The organism is Dietzia sp. IN118 (assembly GCF_032905965.1).
In the GTDB taxonomy this organism is placed as follows: Bacteria; Actinomycetota; Actinomycetes; order Mycobacteriales; family Mycobacteriaceae; genus Dietzia; species Dietzia kunjamensis.
On the sequence record NZ_JAUMSR010000001.1, the window covers coordinates 1,363,317 to 1,380,718 of the forward strand.

The window sequence follows — 17,402 nt, forward strand, 5'->3', positions numbered from 1 at the left end:
GAGGTGTGGAACACGAGGAAGGGCCCGACCTGGTGGTCGGGCCCTTCCTCCTACGCGGTCACTCGAGGTCCGCGGTCCTCCGATTCGGCGGTTACTCGAACGCCTGGTCCACCAGCGCCTTCTGCTCGACGGCGTGGACCTTGCTCAGACCCGTCGAGGTCGCGGCCATCGGGCGACGCGAGACCCGCTTGAGCGGCGGGAAGTCCTCGATGCGCTCGGGCAGCTCCAGGGCGAGGAAGCTCCACGCTCCCTGGTTCGCCGGCTCCTCCTGAACCCACCGGACCTCGGTGAGGTTCGGGTAGTGGTCCAGCGCCTCGCGCAGCCGGCGGTGCGGCACCGGGTGGATCTGTTCGACCCGGACGATCGCGATGTCGTCGCGGCCCTCCTTCTCCTGGCGGGCGGCGAGCTCGTAGTAGAGCTTCCCGGACACCAGCAGCATGGTCTTGACCTTGCCCGGGTCCTTCGAACCGTCGGCGAACGTCGGGTCGTCGAGAACCGAACGGAACTTGCCGTTGGTGAAGTCCGAGATCGCGCTGACGGCCTTCTTGTTCCGCAGCATCGACTTCGGCGTGAAGACCACCTGCGGCCGCTTGATGCCGTCGGTGGCATGACGACGCATGAGGTGGAAGTAGTTCGCCGGGGTCGACGGCTGCGCGACGGTCATCGAGCCCTCGGCACACAGCTGGAGGAACCGCTCGATGCGGCCGGACGTGTGGTCCGGGCCCATCCCCTCGTGCCCGTGCGGCAGGAGAAGGGTGACGGAGGACTTCTGACCCCACTTGGCCTCACCGGAGGAGATGTACTCGTCGATGATGGTCTGCGCGCCGTTGACGAAGTCACCGAACTGCGCCTCCCACAGCACCAGTGCCTCCGGGTCCCCGACCGAGTAGCCGTACTCGAATCCGACGCCCGCGTACTCGGTGAGTGCGGAGTTCCACACCTCGAAGCGGCCCTCGGCGTCCTCGAGGTTCTGCAGGGGCGAGTAGGGCTCCGACGTGGTCTTGTCGACCACCACGGCGTGGCGTTGCGTGAAGGTTCCGCGTTGCGAGTCCTGACCTGCGAGACGCACGGTCCGGCCCTCCAGGACGAGGGAACCGATCGCCAGCAGCTCGGCGAACGCCCAGTCGATGTTGCCGTTGTAGGCCATCTTCTGGCGCGCCTCGTAGACCGGCTTCACCCGCGAGTGGATGTGGAAGTCCGCGGGCAGGTTGCCGAAGGCGTCGCCGATGGCGTGGACGACCGACTCGTCCACCGCCGTCACCAGGCGCTTGGGCAGCGGCTGGTTGGGCAGGATCGACTCGGATGCCTTCACCGGGTGCTTCTCGAGCTCGCGGACCTCGTTGAAGACCCGCTCAAGCTGACCCTGGAAGTCGCGGAGAGCGTTCTCGGCCTCCTTCTCGGTGATGTCGCCGCGACCGACCAGATCCTCGGTGTAGGACTGACGGACGCTCTTCTTGTCGTCGATGACCTCGTACATCCGCGGCTGCGTCATCGACGGGTCGTCGGCCTCGTTGTGACCGCGGCGGCGGTAGCAGACGAGGTCGATCACGACGTCCTTCTTGAACTGCTGGCGGAAGTCCATCGCCAGCCGGGCGACCCGCACGCATGCCTCGGGATCGTCACCGTTCACGTGGAAGATCGGCGAGCCGATCATCTTGGCGACGTCCGTGGAGTACTGGCTGGAGCGCCCGGCCTCGGGCGCCGTGGTGAACCCGATCTGGTTGTTGACGACGATGTGGATCGTGCCGCCGGTGCGGTAACCGTCGATCTGAGAGAGGTTCAGGGTCTCCGCGACCACTCCCTGTCCGGCGAATGCCGCGTCACCGTGCAGCATGAGCGGCACGACCGGGTACTCGGAGCGCCATTCCGGATCCTCGATGAGGTCCTGCTTGGCGCGGACGATTCCCTCCAGGACCGGATCGACGGCCTCGAGGTGCGACGGGTTGGCGGTGAGCGACACCTTGATCTCGTTCTCGCCGAACATCTGGTACTGGATGCCCTCGGCCCCGAGGTGGTACTTGACGTCACCCGACCCGTGCGCGGCGGAGGGGTCCATGTTGCCCTCGAACTCGGTGAAGATCTGCCGGTAGGGCTTGCCCACGATGTTGGCGAGCACGTTGAGCCGCCCGCGGTGGGGCATGCCGATCACGACCTCGTCGAGGCCGAACTCGGCGGCCTCGTCGATCACCGCGTCCATCATCGGGATGACGGACTCGGCGCCCTCGAGGGAGAAGCGCTTCTGGCCGACATACTTGGTCTGCAGGAACGTCTCGAAGGCCTCCGCGGCGTTCACCTTGGACAGGATGTACTTCTGCTCGGCGACGGTCGGCTTGTCGTCGACCCCCTCGAGGCGCTCCTGGATCCACTGGCGCTGCTCGTTCTCGAGGATGTGGGTGTACTCGATACCGATCTTGCGGCAGTAGGCCGCACGCAACGCGGACAGTACGTCCCGCAACCGCATCTTGTCCTTGCCGACGAACCCGCCGACGGAGAACTTGCGGTCGAGGTCCCACAGGGTGAGCTCGTGGGAGTTGACGTCGAGGTCCGGGTGGAACGTGCGACGCCGCTTGGCGTGCTTCCCGTCGAGCGGGTCGATGTCGGCCATGAGGTGGCCGCGGTCGCGGTAGGCGGCGATCAGCTCGAGGACGCGTGCGTCCTTGTCCACCCGCGGGTCGGTGATGTCCTGACGCCACCGGACCGGCTCGTAGGGGATGCCGAGTACGTCGAAGATCTCGTCATAGAACTCGTCCGCGATCAGCAGGCGGTGGATCTCACGCAGGAACTCGCCGGATTCGGCGCCCTGGATGATCCGGTGATCATACGTGGAGGTGAGGGTGGTGATCTTGCCGATGGCGTTGTTGGCCAACTGCTCGTCACTCGCGCCCTGGAACTCGGCGGGGTACTCCATCGCGCCCACGCCGAGAATGGCGCCCTGGCCCACGGTGAGGCGCGGGACCGAGTGCACCGTGCCGATTCCGCCGGGGTTCGTCAGCGAGATCGTGACGCCGGAGAAGTCGTCCATCGTCAGCTTGCCCTCGCGGGCGCGGGCGACGATGTCCTCATAGGCGTCGAGGAATCCGCGGAAGTCGAGCTTCTCGCAGTTGCGGATCGCGGCCACGACCAAGGACCGGCCGGCCTTGGTCTTCATGTCGATCGCCAGACCGAGGTTGATCCCGTTCGGGGTGACGACGTTCGGCTTGCCGTCGACCTCCTCGTAGTGGTTGTTCAGGTTCGGGTAGGCCTTGACGGCCTGGACCATGGCGTACCCGATGAGGTGGGTGAAGGAGATCTTCCCGCCGTGGGTGCGCTTGAGGTGGTTGTTGATGACCACCCGGTTGTCGACCATCAGTTTCGCCGGGACCGCGCGGACCGAGGTCGCGGTGGGGAGGGACAGCGACGCGTTCATGTTCTTGACGATCGCGTTGGCCGCGCCCCGGATGACCTTGCTCTCCTGCTCCGCGGGGGGCTCGTACTCGGGGCGTGACGGCTTCTTCGTCGCCGCGGTGTCGGACTTCTTCCGCGCCTCCGACTTGTGCTCCAGGGCGGGCACCCCCTCCCCGCGGGCCTTGCGCTTGGGCGAGGCGTCGGCAGCGGGCTTCGCCGCGATGTCCTTAACGGACGCCTCGGGGGTGGAATCGTCGACGGTGATCTCGGACGGCTTCTTGTCTGATGTGACCGATTCCCCACTGCTCCCACCTCCCGATCGGGGCCGACTGCTCTTGCCGGATTTCCCGCCCGAGCTGCCGGGGGAGGTGCCGTTGGTCGAGTCACCACCGGAGGAGGAGGCGGCCTCCGGGTTGGCGTCGAAGAACTCGTGCCAGGACTTGTCCACGGAGGACGGGTCCTTGGCGAACCGCTCGTACATCTCGTCTACGAGCCACTGGTTCTGTCCGAACTGTGAGACGTTGTTGCTCACGATCTCTTGGTGCCTCTCTGGTTCTGTGGTGGGTTTCACACGTCAATGGATCCAGGCTAGACCTTCTGCCCGAGCCGGGCTCTCCGATCTCACCTGACAGGGGGATGCCCCCGGCCCGTCACGGCAGGGTCACGTGGCGGGCCACGAGTCCGGTGGCGTGCCGAACGCGGCATCAGCGGTCTCCACGACCGTCCGCCCCAGCTTCCGGTTGCCCCATCCACCCACGGCGGCGCCGAGCCCCGCGGGTGCCAGTTTGCCCACGGCGAGCCCTGCCCGCTTCACGGCGAACTTCCTGACGAAGCGGGTCATCATCCGACGGTTGATCTCCTTCAGCCCGGGTACCCGGAGTGCACGGCCGGCCAACGAGCCGCCCGTGGCCGCCCCTCCCGACGAGCTGACCGCGTTGGCCAGGATGGCGGTGCCGGACGCACCCAACATGACTGTCATGACCAGCAGTTCCTCGTGCTCGTCGTGGCGGACGTCCACGCCGTGGACCTCGGCCACGGCGAGCGTGTAGAACGCGGCGGCCTCGAGGAACACCAGCGATTCCGCGCCGATCGCGCCGAAGGCGACGATGGTTCCGAGACCCGGCACCGCGGCCGTGGCACCCACGGCCGCACCGGACGCGGTGACGGTGTTCAGGAACCGCGCGTCGAGACGCTGGCGGATCCGGGCCGGGCTCTCGTCGGGGTGATGGGCCCGGAGTGTGCGTACGTAGGCACGGGCGGCACCGGTCTGGCTCCGGATCGCCCGGCGCAGGGCGGCAGTGATCACCCCCGCGGCCGGGCCGGAGACGTCGGATTCAGCGGGCACTCGATCGGGCACTGGGCACTCCTGGAGGTCAAGGCGGCGCGGGGGGCGGGCCGGGCTCGAACCTCCACCGTACGTAAGGCGCGCGGGGTGGTGGCTCAGGGCAGCACACGCTCGGTGTAGTCGTTGCCGAAGACACGCTCCGGGTCGAGACGGTCACGGACGGACACGAAGTCGTCGAAGCGGTCCACCATGGCGGACAGGTCCTCCGCGGTGCGGGTGTGCATCTTTCCCCAGTGCGGTCGCCCGCCGGCGGCGAGGAAGATCCCTTCCGCGAGACGGAACAGTTCGGTGTGATCCATCAGGTGGTACTGGTGCACGGCGATGTAGCAGACCTCGCGTCCGTACGCCGTGGACATCCACACGTCGTCGGCGGCGGCGAACCGCACCTCCACGGGGAACGGGGTTACGATGCCGGAGCGGTCGATGGTGTCGCGGAGGTCGCGCAACACCCCGGCCGCCGCCGCGACGGGCACGGCGTACTCCATCTCCCGGAAGCGGACCCGCCGCGGGGAGGCGAAGACCCGGTAGCTCCGGTCGGTGAAGTCCCGTGCGGACAGAGCCCGTGAGGCGACCCGGTTGAGCCGGGGGGTCAGCGCCGGACGTCGGGTCGCGGCTCGGCACACCACGTCGAAGACCTCGTTGGAGAGGAGTTCGTCGCCGATCAGACCCCGGATGCGTCCCACCGGGTGCAGCTCGGCGTCCCCGGGCAACCGGGTGTTGCGTTTGACGTTGATCGCGTCGGTGTGGGGGAACCAGAAGAACTCGGCGTGGTCCGCGGAACGTGCGAAACCCTCCAGGTCCGCCAGTGCGGCGGTCAGGGTCCACGGACGCTCCTCGGCCTGCAGTGCGAAGGCCGGGACGCATCGGACCGTCATCTTGGTGATGATCCCCAGTGCGCCGATCCCGAGGCGGGCCGCCTCGAACACCTCGGGGTCGGATTCGCGGGAACAGGTGAGAACGGAACCGTCGGCGGTGACGAGCTGGAGGCCGACGACCGTGGCGGGCAGGCCCGGTGCCGCACATCCCGTGCCGTGGGTCCCGGTCGACACCGCCCCGGCGAGGGACTGTTCGGCGAAGTCCCCGAGGTTCGGCTGTGCCAGACCGAGCTCCCACAGCAGCGGTCCCAGTCGGTGCAGCCGGGTACCCGCCCAGACGGTCACGTCCGCGCCGTCGACGCGACCGTCAGCACCACGGGTCGGCACGATCGATTCCACGCCGGCCAGGTCGTCCAGGGACACGAGCACGCCGTCCGTCGCGGCCGCCGGCGTGAAGGAATGGCCCGCGCCGACACACTTGACCCTGGTTCCGCGCTCGGCCGCCCGCGTGACCACGTCGCTCACCTCGGCAACGGTCGTCGGGAGCGACCGGCCCGAGGGAGAGGCCAGGACATTGCCGGCCCAGTTCTGCCAGGGGGCCACCGAGGTCGTCATGGCAGGAGAGGGTACCCGCGCGAGGCGGGGCGGGAGGCGGTCCTGGACCATCGACCCGGAGTGGGGGCGGACGCCCGGCACGCCGGGGGAGCGGGTGCCGTGAACGGTGTGCACGTCCACCTCGTCGTCGTACCATGGACGGGTGACCAGACGACTTCCTGCCGATCAGCGCCGGGCGCAGCTCCTCCAGGCCGCCCTCGAGATCGCCGAACACGACGGACTGGGTGCGGTGACCGTCCGCGGCGTGGCCGAACGGGCGGGCGTGTCGCTGGGGGTCGTCCACTACTGCTACACGGATAAGGAAGAGCTTCTCCGCGAGGTCATCGGCGCCGTCAACTCGGAGGTCCACCAGGCCGCCCGGGCCTTCGTGAGCGTCGACTTCGATTCCGGGATCCGGGGCACCGAGGGCCTGCGGCGACGGCTGTACGAGGCGATCGACCTGATCTGGGCGGTGATCTCCGCATCGCCCGACCGGCAGCTCCTCACCTACGAGATCGTGTCGTACTCGCTGAGGACCCACGGGCTGCCCGAAGTCGGCTTGGCCCGCGACCAGCAGGAATCCAACGAGGCCATCGTGCGTTCGGTGCTCGAGCGCACGGCGCAGTCCGCCGACGTGCAGTGGGCGATGGGCCTCGACGACATGGTGCGCGTCGTCCTGTCGATCATCACCGGCATCAGCCTGCGGTGGCAGATCTACCGGAACGACGACGAGGCCAACGACCTCCTCCACCGGGCGGTCGACCTCGTCGTACGGGACGCGCGACCGGTCGACGGTGCCTAGCAGGGAGGCGGACGGCCTCCCCGTGGTCGTCGACGCGCTCCGGGTCGCGACCGCGGGCCTCGACGCGCCCCTCGCCGCTCTGCACCTGCCGAGTCTGCGGGCGAACGTGGACGACCTATGCCGTCGGGCAGGGGGCACCAGGATCCGGGTGGCGAGCAAGTCAGTGAGATCCCGAGGCGTGCTGCGGGAGGTGCTCGGCGACCGGCTGCGCGGCGACGACTCCGTCCGCGGAATCATGGCCTACTCGCTGGACGAGGCGTTGTGGTTGGTGGAATCGGGGTGCGACGACGTCCTGATGGGGTACCCCACCGTCGACCGCTCGGCCCTGGGACGCCTCGGAGCAGATCCGCAGGCGCTGGAGTGCGTGACACTCATGGTCGACCATCCGCGTCAGCTGGAGATCGCGCGGGAGGCGGGGGCGTCCGGGGCGCGGGTGTGCATCGACGTCGACTGCTCCCTCCGGCTCGGGCCCGCCCACCTGGGCGTGCGCCGCTCCCCGCTGCGCGGACCGGACGACGTCGAGCCGCTGGTACGGCGGGCCGTCGCCACCGGCTTCCGCGTGGTGGGCGCGATGTTCTACGAGGCGCAGGTGGCCGGAGTGCCCGATGACGTACCGGGGATCGGCGTCGTCAAACGGCTCTCGATGCGGCGGCTGCGGGATGTGCGACCGGCGGTGGCGTCCACGATCGAGTCGGTCACCGGGACACCGCCGGAGATCATCAACTCCGGGGGATCCGGGTCCGTCGCCGAGAGCGCCGGGGCGCCCGCCGTCACCGAGGTCACCGCGGGATCGGGACTGTACGTGCCGGGGCTGTTCGACGCCTATCGGACCTTCACCCCGCGGCCGGCGCTGCTGTTCGCACTGCCCGCCGTGCGGACGCCGGCCCGTGGTCTCACCACGTTCCTGTACGGGGGATACGTCGCGTCCGGCGTCCCGGGGCGCGACCGGCTCCCGGTGCCCGCCGCCCCGGCGGGGTTGCGATACCTCGGTCGGGAGGGGGCCGGAGAGGTCCAGACGCCCGTGCGGGGGCAGGTGGCCATCGGCGAGAGCGCATGGTGGCGTCACGCGAAGGCGGGGGAACTGTGCGAGCGGTTCGACACTCTCCACGTGGTGGACGAGACTGCTGACGGGCCCGTCGTGGTGGATCGCTGGCCCACCTACCGTGGTGAAGGGAAGTGTTTCGGATGACCGACGCCCAGCAGATGTCCGGGCAGGCGCGGGAGCGGATGCATGCCGAGGCCGTCGCGATCACGGCGGACCTAGTGTCGATCGACTCGACCAACACCGGTGACCCCGCGACGATCGGCGACGGCGAGACGAGGGTGTGCCGCCGGATCGCCGAGTACCTCGACGAGGTCGGCATCTCCAGCGAACTCGTGGAGTCTGTTCCCGGACGAGGGAGCCTGTTCGCCCGGATCGAGGGAGCCGACCCGGACGCGGGCGGACTGGTCGTGCACGGACACGTCGACGTCGTCCCCGCGGTCGCCGAGGACTGGACCGTCCCGCCGTTCGACGGTGAGATCCGCGACGGCTGGCTCTATGGTCGAGGCACCGTCGACATGAAGAACATGATCGGCATGATGCTCGCGGTGGTCCGCCACTACCGCCGGGAGGGGATCGTGCCCCGGCGGCCGCTGCTGCTCGCGTTCTTCGCGGATGAGGAGGCCGCGGGGATCATGGGTGCCAAGTGGGTGGTCCGGGAGCGGCCCGAGATCTTCGACGGCATGACCCAGGCGCTCAGCGAGGTCGGGGGCTGGTCGGTACCGGTCGACGGCCGCCGCCTCTACCCGATCGCCGTCGCCGAGAAGGGCGTCGCCTGGGCCACGGTGACCGCACACGGGACCGCCGCACACGCGTCCCGCCCGACCGGGGACAACGCCGTCGCCGCGATCGCCGGGGCGGTTCATCGCGTGGCCGATCTCGACTTTCCGGTGCAGCCGACCGAGGCAAACACCGCGCTGGCCGCGGCGGTCGGTCGGCTGGCCGGAGGAAGCGGCGAGGTCGCCGAACTGCCGGATCGGCTCGAGGTCCTCGGGCACTTCGGGCCCCTCGTCTCCGCCTCGCTGTCCCACACCGCCTCACCGACGGTCCTGTCCGCCGGGTACAAGACCAACGTCATCCCCACCGAGGCACGCGCGGAGATCGACTGCAGAGTACTCCCCGGAGGTGAGGACACGTTCCGTGCCGAGATCGAGCAGGAGCTCGGCCCCGACGTGACGGTCGAGTGGATCTGGGAACCACCGATCGCCGCACCGGCCGACGCCCCGTTCGTGGAGGTGATCCGCGAGGCCGTCAGGCAATCCGACCCCGATGCCATGGTCGTGCCGTACCTGTTGCCCGCGAGCACGGACAACAAGCATCTGGCCCCGCTCGGGATCGACGGCTACGGGTTCGTCCCACTGCGCGTGCCCGACGAGTTCGACGTCTTCGGCCATTTCCACGCCGTGGACGAGCGGGTACCGGTGGACGCACTGCATTTCGGTGCCGACGTGCTCGCCCGAGTGCTCCGATCCGCGTGAGGGGCGCGCTCACCGGACATCCGACGCCGTCTGCGCGGACCCGCCTGCCCGCGGACGTCTGGGTCCTCGTCGCGGCCGCGTTCGCCGTGGCGATCGGCTACGGCCTGGTCGCGCCGGTGCTGCCGCAGTTCGCCCGCAGCTTCGACGTGTCGGTCACGGCGGCGTCGGTCATCGTCAGCGCATTCGCGTTCTTCAGGTTGGTGTTCGCGCCGGCCGGTGGGTTCCTCGTCGACAAACTCGGCGAGCGGTGGGTCTACATGTCCGGTCTCCTCATCGTGGTGGTCTCCACGTTGGCGACCGGGCTGGCGCAGAACTACTGGCAGCTCCTGGTCTTCCGCGGTCTCGGCGGTCTCGGGTCGACGATGTTCACGATCTCCGCGATGGCCCTGCTCACCAGATTGTCCCCGCCCGGCGCCCGGGGACGGATCGCCGGCCTGTACGCGACCGCGTTCCTCATCGGCAATATCGGCGGTCCGGTTCTGGGCGGATTGTTGGCGGGCTTCGGCATGCGCATCCCGTTCTTCGTCTACGCCGGCACGCTGCTGGTGGCGACCGGCGTGGTGGCGGTCTTCCTCCGCGGGGGCCGACGGCCCTCACCCGACGACGGGTCCCCCGAGCAGGAACCCCTCCCGGTCGCCGAGGCGCTACGGCACAGCGGGTACCGTGCCGCGCTGATCTCCAGCTTCGTCAACGGGTGGACCTCGTTCGGTGTGCGGGTCGCCATCGTCCCGCTGTTCGCCGCGGCCAACTTCGATGCCGGCGCCGGTATCGCCGGCACCGCGCTGGCGTCGTTCGCGGTGGGGACCGCCTCGGTGGTCTCCGCGGCCGGGTGGTTGTCCGACAGGTACGGGCGACGTCCGATGGTGATCCTGGGTCTGGTGATCTCCGGTGTCACCACCCTCGTCCTGGGCTGGTGTGACACCGTGCCGTTGCTCGTGGCGGCCTCGGTCATCGCCGGGATGGGCGCCGGGATCCTCAACCCGTCGCAACAGGCCGCTGTCGCGGACGTGATCGGCGCGGACCGGGCAGGCGGCAAGGTCCTCGCCACCTTCCAGATGGCCAGCGACTCCGGAGCGATCCTGGGACCGGTCGTGGTGGGGCTGGTGGTGGACCTGCTGGGCTACAAGGCGGGGTTCGCGGTGTCCGGTGTGCTCCTATTGGGGGCCGCGATCCCGTGGATCATCGCCGAGGAGACCCGTGAGGCCACGAACCCGGTGACCACGGGGGAGTGACCTGCGGCAGCCGTGTCGCTCAACAGCCCCCGGACGCCGTAGAATGTAAAACCTCATGGAGAACAACGACGAGGACCGTACCGCCACCGCCGGCGACGAGGTCGACACCGACGCCAGCAATCCCGAACCAGCCTCCGCCGCGGACAACGGCGCCGCGAACAATGGCGCCGCGAACAATGGCGCCGCGGACAACGGCGCTGCGGACACGGCCGCGCCCGCGCGCACCGGCGCCGCCGCCCCTGCAGCCGGCGGTGAGGACGAGCCCGAGGTGACGTTCGCCGACATGGGGCTGGCCCCCGCGGTCGCGCAGGCGGTCAGGGACGTGGGTTACGAAGTCCCCTCCGCCATCCAGGCCGCGACGATCCCGCTGGTCCTCGAGGGGCGTGACGTGGTCGGCCTGGCACAGACCGGCACCGGTAAGACCGCCGCGTTCGCGCTGCCCATCCTGTCGCTGATCGACCCGGCGGTGAAGAGCCCCCAGGCCCTCATCCTGGCGCCGACCCGAGAGCTCGCCCTCCAGGTCGCCGAGGCCTGTGTCACGTACTCGGCGAACATGCCGCAGGTGAACGTCTTGCCCATCTACGGCGGGCAGGCCTACGGCATCCAGCTCTCGGGGCTGCGACGCGGTGCGCAGATCATCGTCGGCACCCCGGGGCGTGTGATCGACCACCTGAAGAAGGGCACGTTGGACCTGTCGGGTCTGCGGCACCTCGTCCTGGACGAGGCCGACGAGATGCTCGCGATGGGGTTCCAGGAGGACGTCGAGCGGATCCTGTCGGACACCCCGGAGACGACCCAGGTGGCCCTGTTCTCGGCGACCATGCCCGCCGCGATCCGGCGGATCTCGCAGAAGTACCTCACCAATCCGACCGAGGTGAAGGTCGCGTCCAAGACCTCGACCGCGCCGAACATCACGCAGCGCTACGTCCTGGTCAATCACCGCGACAAGCTCGACGCTCTGACGAGGATCTTCGAGGTCGAGGACTTCGACGCGATGATCCTGTTCGTCCGGACGAAGTCCGCCACCGAGGAGCTGGCCGAGCGACTCCGTGCACGGGGGTTCTCCGCCGCGCCCATCAACGGCGACATCCCGCAGAACCTGCGTGAGCGCACGATCGAGGCGCTGAAGGACGGTCGCACGGACATCCTCGTCGCCACCGACGTGGCCGCCCGAGGTCTCGACGTCCCCCGGATCAGCCATGTCGTCAACTACGACATCCCGCACGACACCGAGTCCTACATCCACCGGATCGGCCGGACCGGTCGCGCCGGTAGGAGCGGTGAGGCGCTGCTCTTCGTCACCCCGCGCGAGCGCCGGCTCCTCTCCCAGATCGAGCGGGCCACCCGCCAACCGTTGACCGAGATCCAGCTCCCGAGCGTGGACGACGTCAACGAGATGCGGATGGCCAAGTTCGCACAGTCGATCACCGAGAGCCTCGAGGACCCGAGCATCGCGCTCTTCCGCCGACTGGTGGAGGAGTACGCCTCCGAGCACTCGGTCTCGATGTCCGACATCGCCGCCGCTCTGGCGACCCAGTCGCGGAACTCGGACGACTTCCTCATGCGGGAGCCCGAGCGCCCGCCGCGCCGGGACGACCGTCGCGAGCGGCCGGCACGCGACTTCTCGGACGGGCCGCGTCCGTCGCGGTCGGGGAAGAACATGGGGCAGTACCGGATCGCCGTGGGTAAGCGGAACAACGTCAAGCCCGGCTCGATCATGGGCGCCCTGGCCAACGAGGCCGGGCTCCGGGGCGGTGACATCGGACGCATCTCGATCCGGTTCGACCACTCGATCGTCGAGCTGCCGGCGGATCTCCCCGCGGACCAGCTCAACTCGATGAAGGGAATCCGGGTCGGGGGTTCCGAGATCGACATCCGCCCCGACTCCGGCGCTCCGTCGGGTCGTCCGTCGTCGTTCCGGGACGACAGGGGCGGCAAGCCGCGTGGCGGCGGACCCCGTCGCGATGACCGTGGCGACCGAGGTGACCGTGGTGACCGGCGTGGCGGCCGTGACGAGAAGCGCGACGACCGTGGGGGCTTCCGCCGCGGTGACGACGACCGCCGCGGTGGCGGGTTCCGCGGGCGTTCCGGCGGGGGCCCGGACCGCCACTGACGCCGGGCCCTACGGGCCGGTCGGGCACCGCCGGACCGCACCGGCGAGAGCGTCATGGTCGGCCCTCGTCACCGGCAGGCCGTAGGCGACGGCCGCGGTGAGGTACCGGGAGGCGTAGAAGCAGTGTCGACCGGGATCCGGGGGTAGCCAGTCCGCCGGGGTCGAGTCGCTCTTGCCGGTGTTGACCGACGCTGTGACGGCGAGCAGGTTCCGGTCGATGTCGTTGGCGAACGCGGCACGGCGCCCGGCCGGCCACGACCACGCCCCCAGGTCCCACGCTGCCGAGAGCGGGTAGACGTGGTCGACGTGGATGCCGCGCACCCCCGTGGTGCCCGCGTCGACGAGCCTGCCGGTGTACGGATCGGTCAGGACTCCGCCAGACACCTCGCACCGTGCCCCGGGTGTCCTGGTGCCGCCGACGAGGTCGCGGGCCAGGACATCGTGACGGGTGGAGCACCCGTTTCCGGCCCCCGGCGCCCCGGTCGTGTCACTCCAGGCCGGGCCGAACACGCACCCTGACGCGCCCGAGCAGTCCCGCTCGTACCCGGGAGCGGGGTTCCGCGACTCCACCACCTCGACCGCGTCGAGCAGTGCCCCCACCGCGTCCCGCGGTGGGCTGCCCGGGACGGAGCGGGGCGGTTGGCCGGACCACCACACGGCGGCGAGCACGCCGAGCACGACGAGGGCCAGGGCGAGCGCCCGGGGTGCGGGCGGCGGCACGACTCGGCCAGCAAGGTGCCTCCGGGTACGGGGATCATGGCTCACGCCTCGAGTCTGACGCGGGGGTCGCCGGCTCCCGCCCGCCGAGGGGGTCGGCAGGGCGGGACTGTGGACAGGTGGGCGCCTGTGGACAGCGGCCTCGCCCGTACCTCTCAGGGGAGCACGCCGGCCCGCTGTCGGACCCACGTGCTTACATGTGCACGTGACCCCGACCGCCGCACCCCGACTACACGCCGTGTGGCAGTCCGGGGTCGTCGGCTTGTGGTGCGAGACGGGATTGCGTAGGCCGGTATCGATCGCCCCCGCCGCCGAGGTCACGGCTGTGGGCCGGGCCGGAGCCCCGCCGGAGGTGATCCGGTTCCTGGAGCGCTACTCGCTGACGCACCGGATCGGGGTTCGTGCCCCGGTCGAGGGCCGGGTCCGGACCGCGACGGTGCCGGGGATCCGGGTCTCGGTCGGCGCGGCGGTGGATCTGTGCGGGATGGTCGACGCCACCGACCACTGGGTCGGATCCGGGCTGCGGGCCCTCGCGGCGCTCTCGTCGGGCGTGGCCGCCTTCGTGCGTGCGGGGCACGTCGTCCCCGTCCTCGGCCGTGCGGAGGGCGCATGGGACGCGTCATGGACTCTCGCCGCCTCACCCGTGGTGTCGGCGTGGGCAGCGGAGAGCCTGTCCCGGTGCCACGGGCTGGTGGCGAACCGCGAGGACCTCGACCGACTACTCGCCGCCCTGGCGGACCAGCACGCGCGGATGGCCCTGGGGCCCCTGGCGGGCGATCGCCGGAGCGACCTGGGCACGGCCTTGATCACGGGCGGGGGCGTGACGTCCGGGGGCCAGGCGTTGGCGGAAGCGATCGGCGAATTCGGACGGGCGGCGGCGGCACGGGACGTCGAGGTGGTGTTCCGGATCGTCGAGCCGACCGGCGGTGACGACGAGGGCCCGGGCGATTCCGACGGCGGGGCCGGGCACGCCGCGCCCGGGGAGATCCTGTGGCGGCTGGAGACGCTGGTGCGCACGGGCATCGATTCCCTTCGGCCCTTCACCGAGCTGCCCGATACGTCGGCCGTGGGTGACGCGGTGCGCGACGTCGTCGACCGGGCGGTCCGGTCGTGGCCACCGCTGGGGCGTGCCACCCACACCGCCGGCAGTCCGGACCTGATGATGCCCACCGACCTGGTGGTGCAGTTGGTCGACGAGGGGGTGGAGGCACTACGGGGGAGAGGTGTCGAGATCCTCCTGCCGCGAGCCTGGACCAGGGTGCGGACCGCCGTCCGGGTCGCGGTCACGGAGCCGGGCACCGAGAACGTCGACTCGGGTCGCCGGCTCGGGCTCGATCAGCTGGCGGACGTGAACTGGGAGATGGTCGTCGACGACGTCCCCCTCGACCCCGCCGAGGCCCAGATGCTCCTCGACGCCGCGTCCGATCTGGTCAAGCTCCGCGGACAATGGGTCCGGGCGGACCCCGGTGCACTGCGTCGGGCGGCCCGCTTCCTCGCCGCGCGGCGCGGGGGGCGGGTCACGGCACCCGCACTGGTCGCCGCCCTGATGTCCGAGGAAGGCGAGGGCGTCGAGGTGGAGGCGCCCACGACCATCGACTGGATCCCCTCGTCGTCGTCGATCCCGGTCGACCTCCCACCGTGGTTCCGCGCCACGCTCCGTCCGTACCAACTGGAGGGGGTGCGGTGGTTGACCGCGCTGTCGAGCGCCGATGTCGGCGCCGTGCTGGCCGATGACATGGGGCTCGGAAAGACCATGCAGGTGCTCGCGCTCACCGCGTCCGAGCACGCGGCGGGCCGGACCGGCCCCACTCTCGTCGTGGCGCCGCTCACCCTGGTGGCCACCTGGGCCCGGGAGTCGGCGACGTTCGCCCCGGAGCTGCGGATCCACGTCCATCACGGACCGGCCCGCGAACGGGGTGACGACGCGGCCACACTACTCGGAGCCGCCGACCTCGTGCTGACCTCCTACGGGACGGCGTCCCGGGACGCGGAACTCCTCGCCCGGGTGGCCTGGCGGCGGCTGGTCGCCGACGAGGCCCAGACCATCAAGAACCCCTCCACCTCGGTCGCGCGCGCCGTCGTCTCGATCCCGGCGGAGCACCGGATCGCGCTGACCGGGACACCGGTGGAGAACCGGTTGGACGAGCTCCGCGCCGTCCTGGACTTCGCCAATCCGGGGATGTTGGGTTCGGCCAGCACCTTCCGTGCCCGGTTCGCGATCCCCATCGAGTCCCACCGCGACGAGGCCGCGGCATCGAGGCTCCGGGCACTCGCCGCACCGTTCGTGCTGCGCCGCCTCAAATCCGACCCCCGCGTGGTCGCCGATCTCCCGGACAAGCAACACATCAGGGTCGATTCGCCGCTGACCCGTGAGCAGGCGACCCTGTACCGGGCGGTCGTCGAGGACATGATGGAACAGGTCAAGGAGTCCGAGGGGGCCGCCCGCAAGGGCGCCATCCTCTCGGGGCTCACAGCCCTGAAGCAGGTGTGCAACCACCCCGCCCACTACCTCGGGGACGGGTCCGCACTCCTGCGCGGCGGCCGCCACCGTTCGGGCAAACTCGCCGCACTCGACGAGGTCCTCACCGAGATCCTCGACGCGGGGGAGAAGGTGCTGCTGTTCACCCAGTACCGGGCGTTCGGCGATCTGATCCTGCCCCTACTCGAGCGTCGGGCCGCCACCGCCGTGCCATTCCTGCACGGCGGGGTCACCGCGGCCGGACGGGCTCAGATGGTCGAGGAGTTCCAGGCATCGCACGGCCCACCGGTGATGCTCGCGTCGCTACGCGCGGGAGGGACCGGACTGACCCTCACCGAGGCCAACCACGTCGTACACCTGGATCGCTGGTGGAACCCGGCGGTGGAGAACCAGGCCACCGACCGGGTCCACCGCATCGGCCAGACCCGGGTGGTCCAGGTGCGCACGCTCGTCGCACCGGGCACGGTCGAGGACCGTATCGACGAACTCCTCGAAGCCAAGCGGGACCTCGCGGAGTTGACGCTGGGACCGTTGGCAGGCGCGCTGACCGAGCTCGCGGACGCGGACCTGGCGGCACTCGTCGAGTTCACCGACGTGGGGCGGGACGAACCGTGAGCGGCGAAGCGGGCATCCGGGCGAGGTCCCGGGCCGGGCAGTTCGGCGCACACATGTGGAGCAGACGCTGGGCGAGTGACATCGAATCCGGGGTCTCCCGGGGTGACGCCCACATGGCCCGACAGGACGCCCGCAAGGACAAGGTCCTCTCCCTGCACCACTCGGGCCGGTCGGTCCGGATCGACGTCGACGGGAGCAGACCGGAACCCTTCACAGTGGAGTTCACGTTCGCCCCGCTTGACGACACCGACTCCGACGCCCTGCGCACCGCCCTCAGGCGGGAGGAACGGGGCGTGCTCGGCGCCCTGGCCGGGGACTTCTCCGACACCGTCGGGTTCCTCCTCCTGCCCGCGGTGCACGGGGCAACCGCGTTCACCTGCCACTGTCCGGTGCAACCCGGCCCCTGCCGACACGTGCTGGCGGCCGCCTACATCATGGTCGAGTGGTGGGACTCCCGGCCGGAGGTGTTGTTCGAGCTCAGGGGTCTGCGACCCGAGCAACTCGGCGCCGTCCTCCGGGGCGGAGGGGACGACGACGAGGTGTCCTTCGACGTGGAGGAGGCGCTGTGGGGTGGTGAGCCGAACCTGCCGGCGTCGCCGTCACCCGGACCGGCCGGTCTCGAGGACCTGCTGGACGCGCCCGTCACCCGCAGGCTCGCCGCGGCGGCGACCAACGACGCGCTCGAGCAACTCCGGGTGGTGGCGGACCTCGAGGACTTCCTCGACGCGTTCGGCCGGTACCGACCGCGGTGAGGCGGGCCGCCGATGCGTAGCCTGTCGGACCCGC

At 70.3% G+C, this 17,402-nt stretch carries 11 protein-coding genes; 7 read left to right on the forward strand and 4 right to left on the reverse strand.

Translation table 11 applies throughout. The features are described from left to right. Positions 1 to 91 precede the first annotated feature (91 nt). The 3 genes from Q2K20_RS06685 to Q2K20_RS06695 form a co-directional block, all read right to left on the reverse strand. The gene (locus tag Q2K20_RS06685) at positions 92 to 3,916 is read right to left on the reverse strand and encodes a multifunctional oxoglutarate decarboxylase/oxoglutarate dehydrogenase thiamine pyrophosphate-binding subunit/dihydrolipoyllysine-residue succinyltransferase subunit (RefSeq protein ID WP_269501069.1); all 3,825 of its coding nucleotides are present in this window, start codon (positions 3,914 to 3,916) and stop codon (positions 92 to 94) included. A 129-nt stretch (positions 3,917 to 4,045) separates the two neighbouring features. Then, complete coding sequence (locus Q2K20_RS06690) at positions 4,046 to 4,741, reverse strand: hypothetical protein (RefSeq protein WP_159148518.1); 696 nt, start codon at positions 4,739 to 4,741, stop codon at positions 4,046 to 4,048. A gap of 83 nt (positions 4,742 to 4,824) precedes the next feature. Beyond that, entirely contained in the window at positions 4,825 to 6,159 is a 1,335-nt protein-coding gene (locus Q2K20_RS06695) for a D-arabinono-1,4-lactone oxidase (RefSeq protein ID WP_069389882.1), read from the reverse strand. 142 nt (positions 6,160 to 6,301) lie between these two features. Between Q2K20_RS06695 and Q2K20_RS06700 the strand changes: the two genes are divergently transcribed. From Q2K20_RS06700 to Q2K20_RS06720, 5 genes are read left to right on the forward strand one after another with little or no spacing between them, the layout of a single operon-like run. Further along, positions 6,302 to 6,940 (forward strand): TetR/AcrR family transcriptional regulator, encoded by a 639-nt coding sequence (locus Q2K20_RS06700; RefSeq protein WP_067718391.1) that lies wholly within the window; start codon positions 6,302 to 6,304, stop codon positions 6,938 to 6,940. After that, the gene (locus tag Q2K20_RS06705; RefSeq protein ID WP_159148517.1) at positions 6,933 to 8,129 is read left to right on the forward strand and encodes an amino acid deaminase/aldolase; all 1,197 of its coding nucleotides are present in this window, start codon (positions 6,933 to 6,935) and stop codon (positions 8,127 to 8,129) included. Before Q2K20_RS06700 ends, Q2K20_RS06705 begins: the two co-directional genes overlap by 8 nt. Next, entirely contained in the window at positions 8,126 to 9,460 is a 1,335-nt protein-coding gene (locus tag Q2K20_RS06710) for a M20/M25/M40 family metallo-hydrolase (protein ID WP_159148516.1), read from the forward strand. The genes Q2K20_RS06705 and Q2K20_RS06710 overlap by 4 nt, the downstream gene beginning before the upstream one ends. Beyond that, the gene (locus Q2K20_RS06715; RefSeq protein WP_067718383.1) at positions 9,457 to 10,692 is read left to right on the forward strand and encodes an MFS transporter; all 1,236 of its coding nucleotides are present in this window, start codon (positions 9,457 to 9,459) and stop codon (positions 10,690 to 10,692) included. The genes Q2K20_RS06710 and Q2K20_RS06715 overlap by 4 nt, the downstream gene beginning before the upstream one ends. A 55-nt stretch (positions 10,693 to 10,747) precedes the next feature. Beyond that, positions 10,748 to 12,805 carry a DEAD/DEAH box helicase gene (locus Q2K20_RS06720; protein ID WP_159148515.1) on the forward strand — a complete coding sequence of 686 codons (2,058 nt, stop codon included), beginning with the start codon at positions 10,748 to 10,750 and terminating at the stop codon, positions 12,803 to 12,805. 9 nt (positions 12,806 to 12,814) lie between these two features. On the opposite strand, the gene Q2K20_RS06725 is transcribed toward Q2K20_RS06720, so the two are convergent. Beyond that, positions 12,815 to 13,570: an HNH endonuclease family protein gene (locus Q2K20_RS06725; RefSeq protein WP_206472388.1), complete on the reverse strand. Its 756-nt coding sequence runs from the start codon at positions 13,568 to 13,570 to the stop codon at positions 12,815 to 12,817. A 157-nt stretch (positions 13,571 to 13,727) separates the two neighbouring features. Between Q2K20_RS06725 and Q2K20_RS06730 the strand changes: the two genes are divergently transcribed. Together Q2K20_RS06730 and Q2K20_RS06735 are read left to right on the forward strand one after the other, a co-directional pair. Next, positions 13,728 to 16,616 (forward strand): DEAD/DEAH box helicase, encoded by a 2,889-nt coding sequence (locus Q2K20_RS06730; protein WP_269501092.1) that lies wholly within the window; start codon positions 13,728 to 13,730, stop codon positions 16,614 to 16,616. After that, positions 16,613 to 17,368 carry a hypothetical protein gene (locus tag Q2K20_RS06735; RefSeq protein ID WP_269501093.1) on the forward strand — a complete coding sequence of 252 codons (756 nt, stop codon included), beginning with the start codon at positions 16,613 to 16,615 and terminating at the stop codon, positions 17,366 to 17,368. Before Q2K20_RS06730 ends, Q2K20_RS06735 begins: the two co-directional genes overlap by 4 nt. Positions 17,369 to 17,402 lie beyond the last annotated feature (34 nt).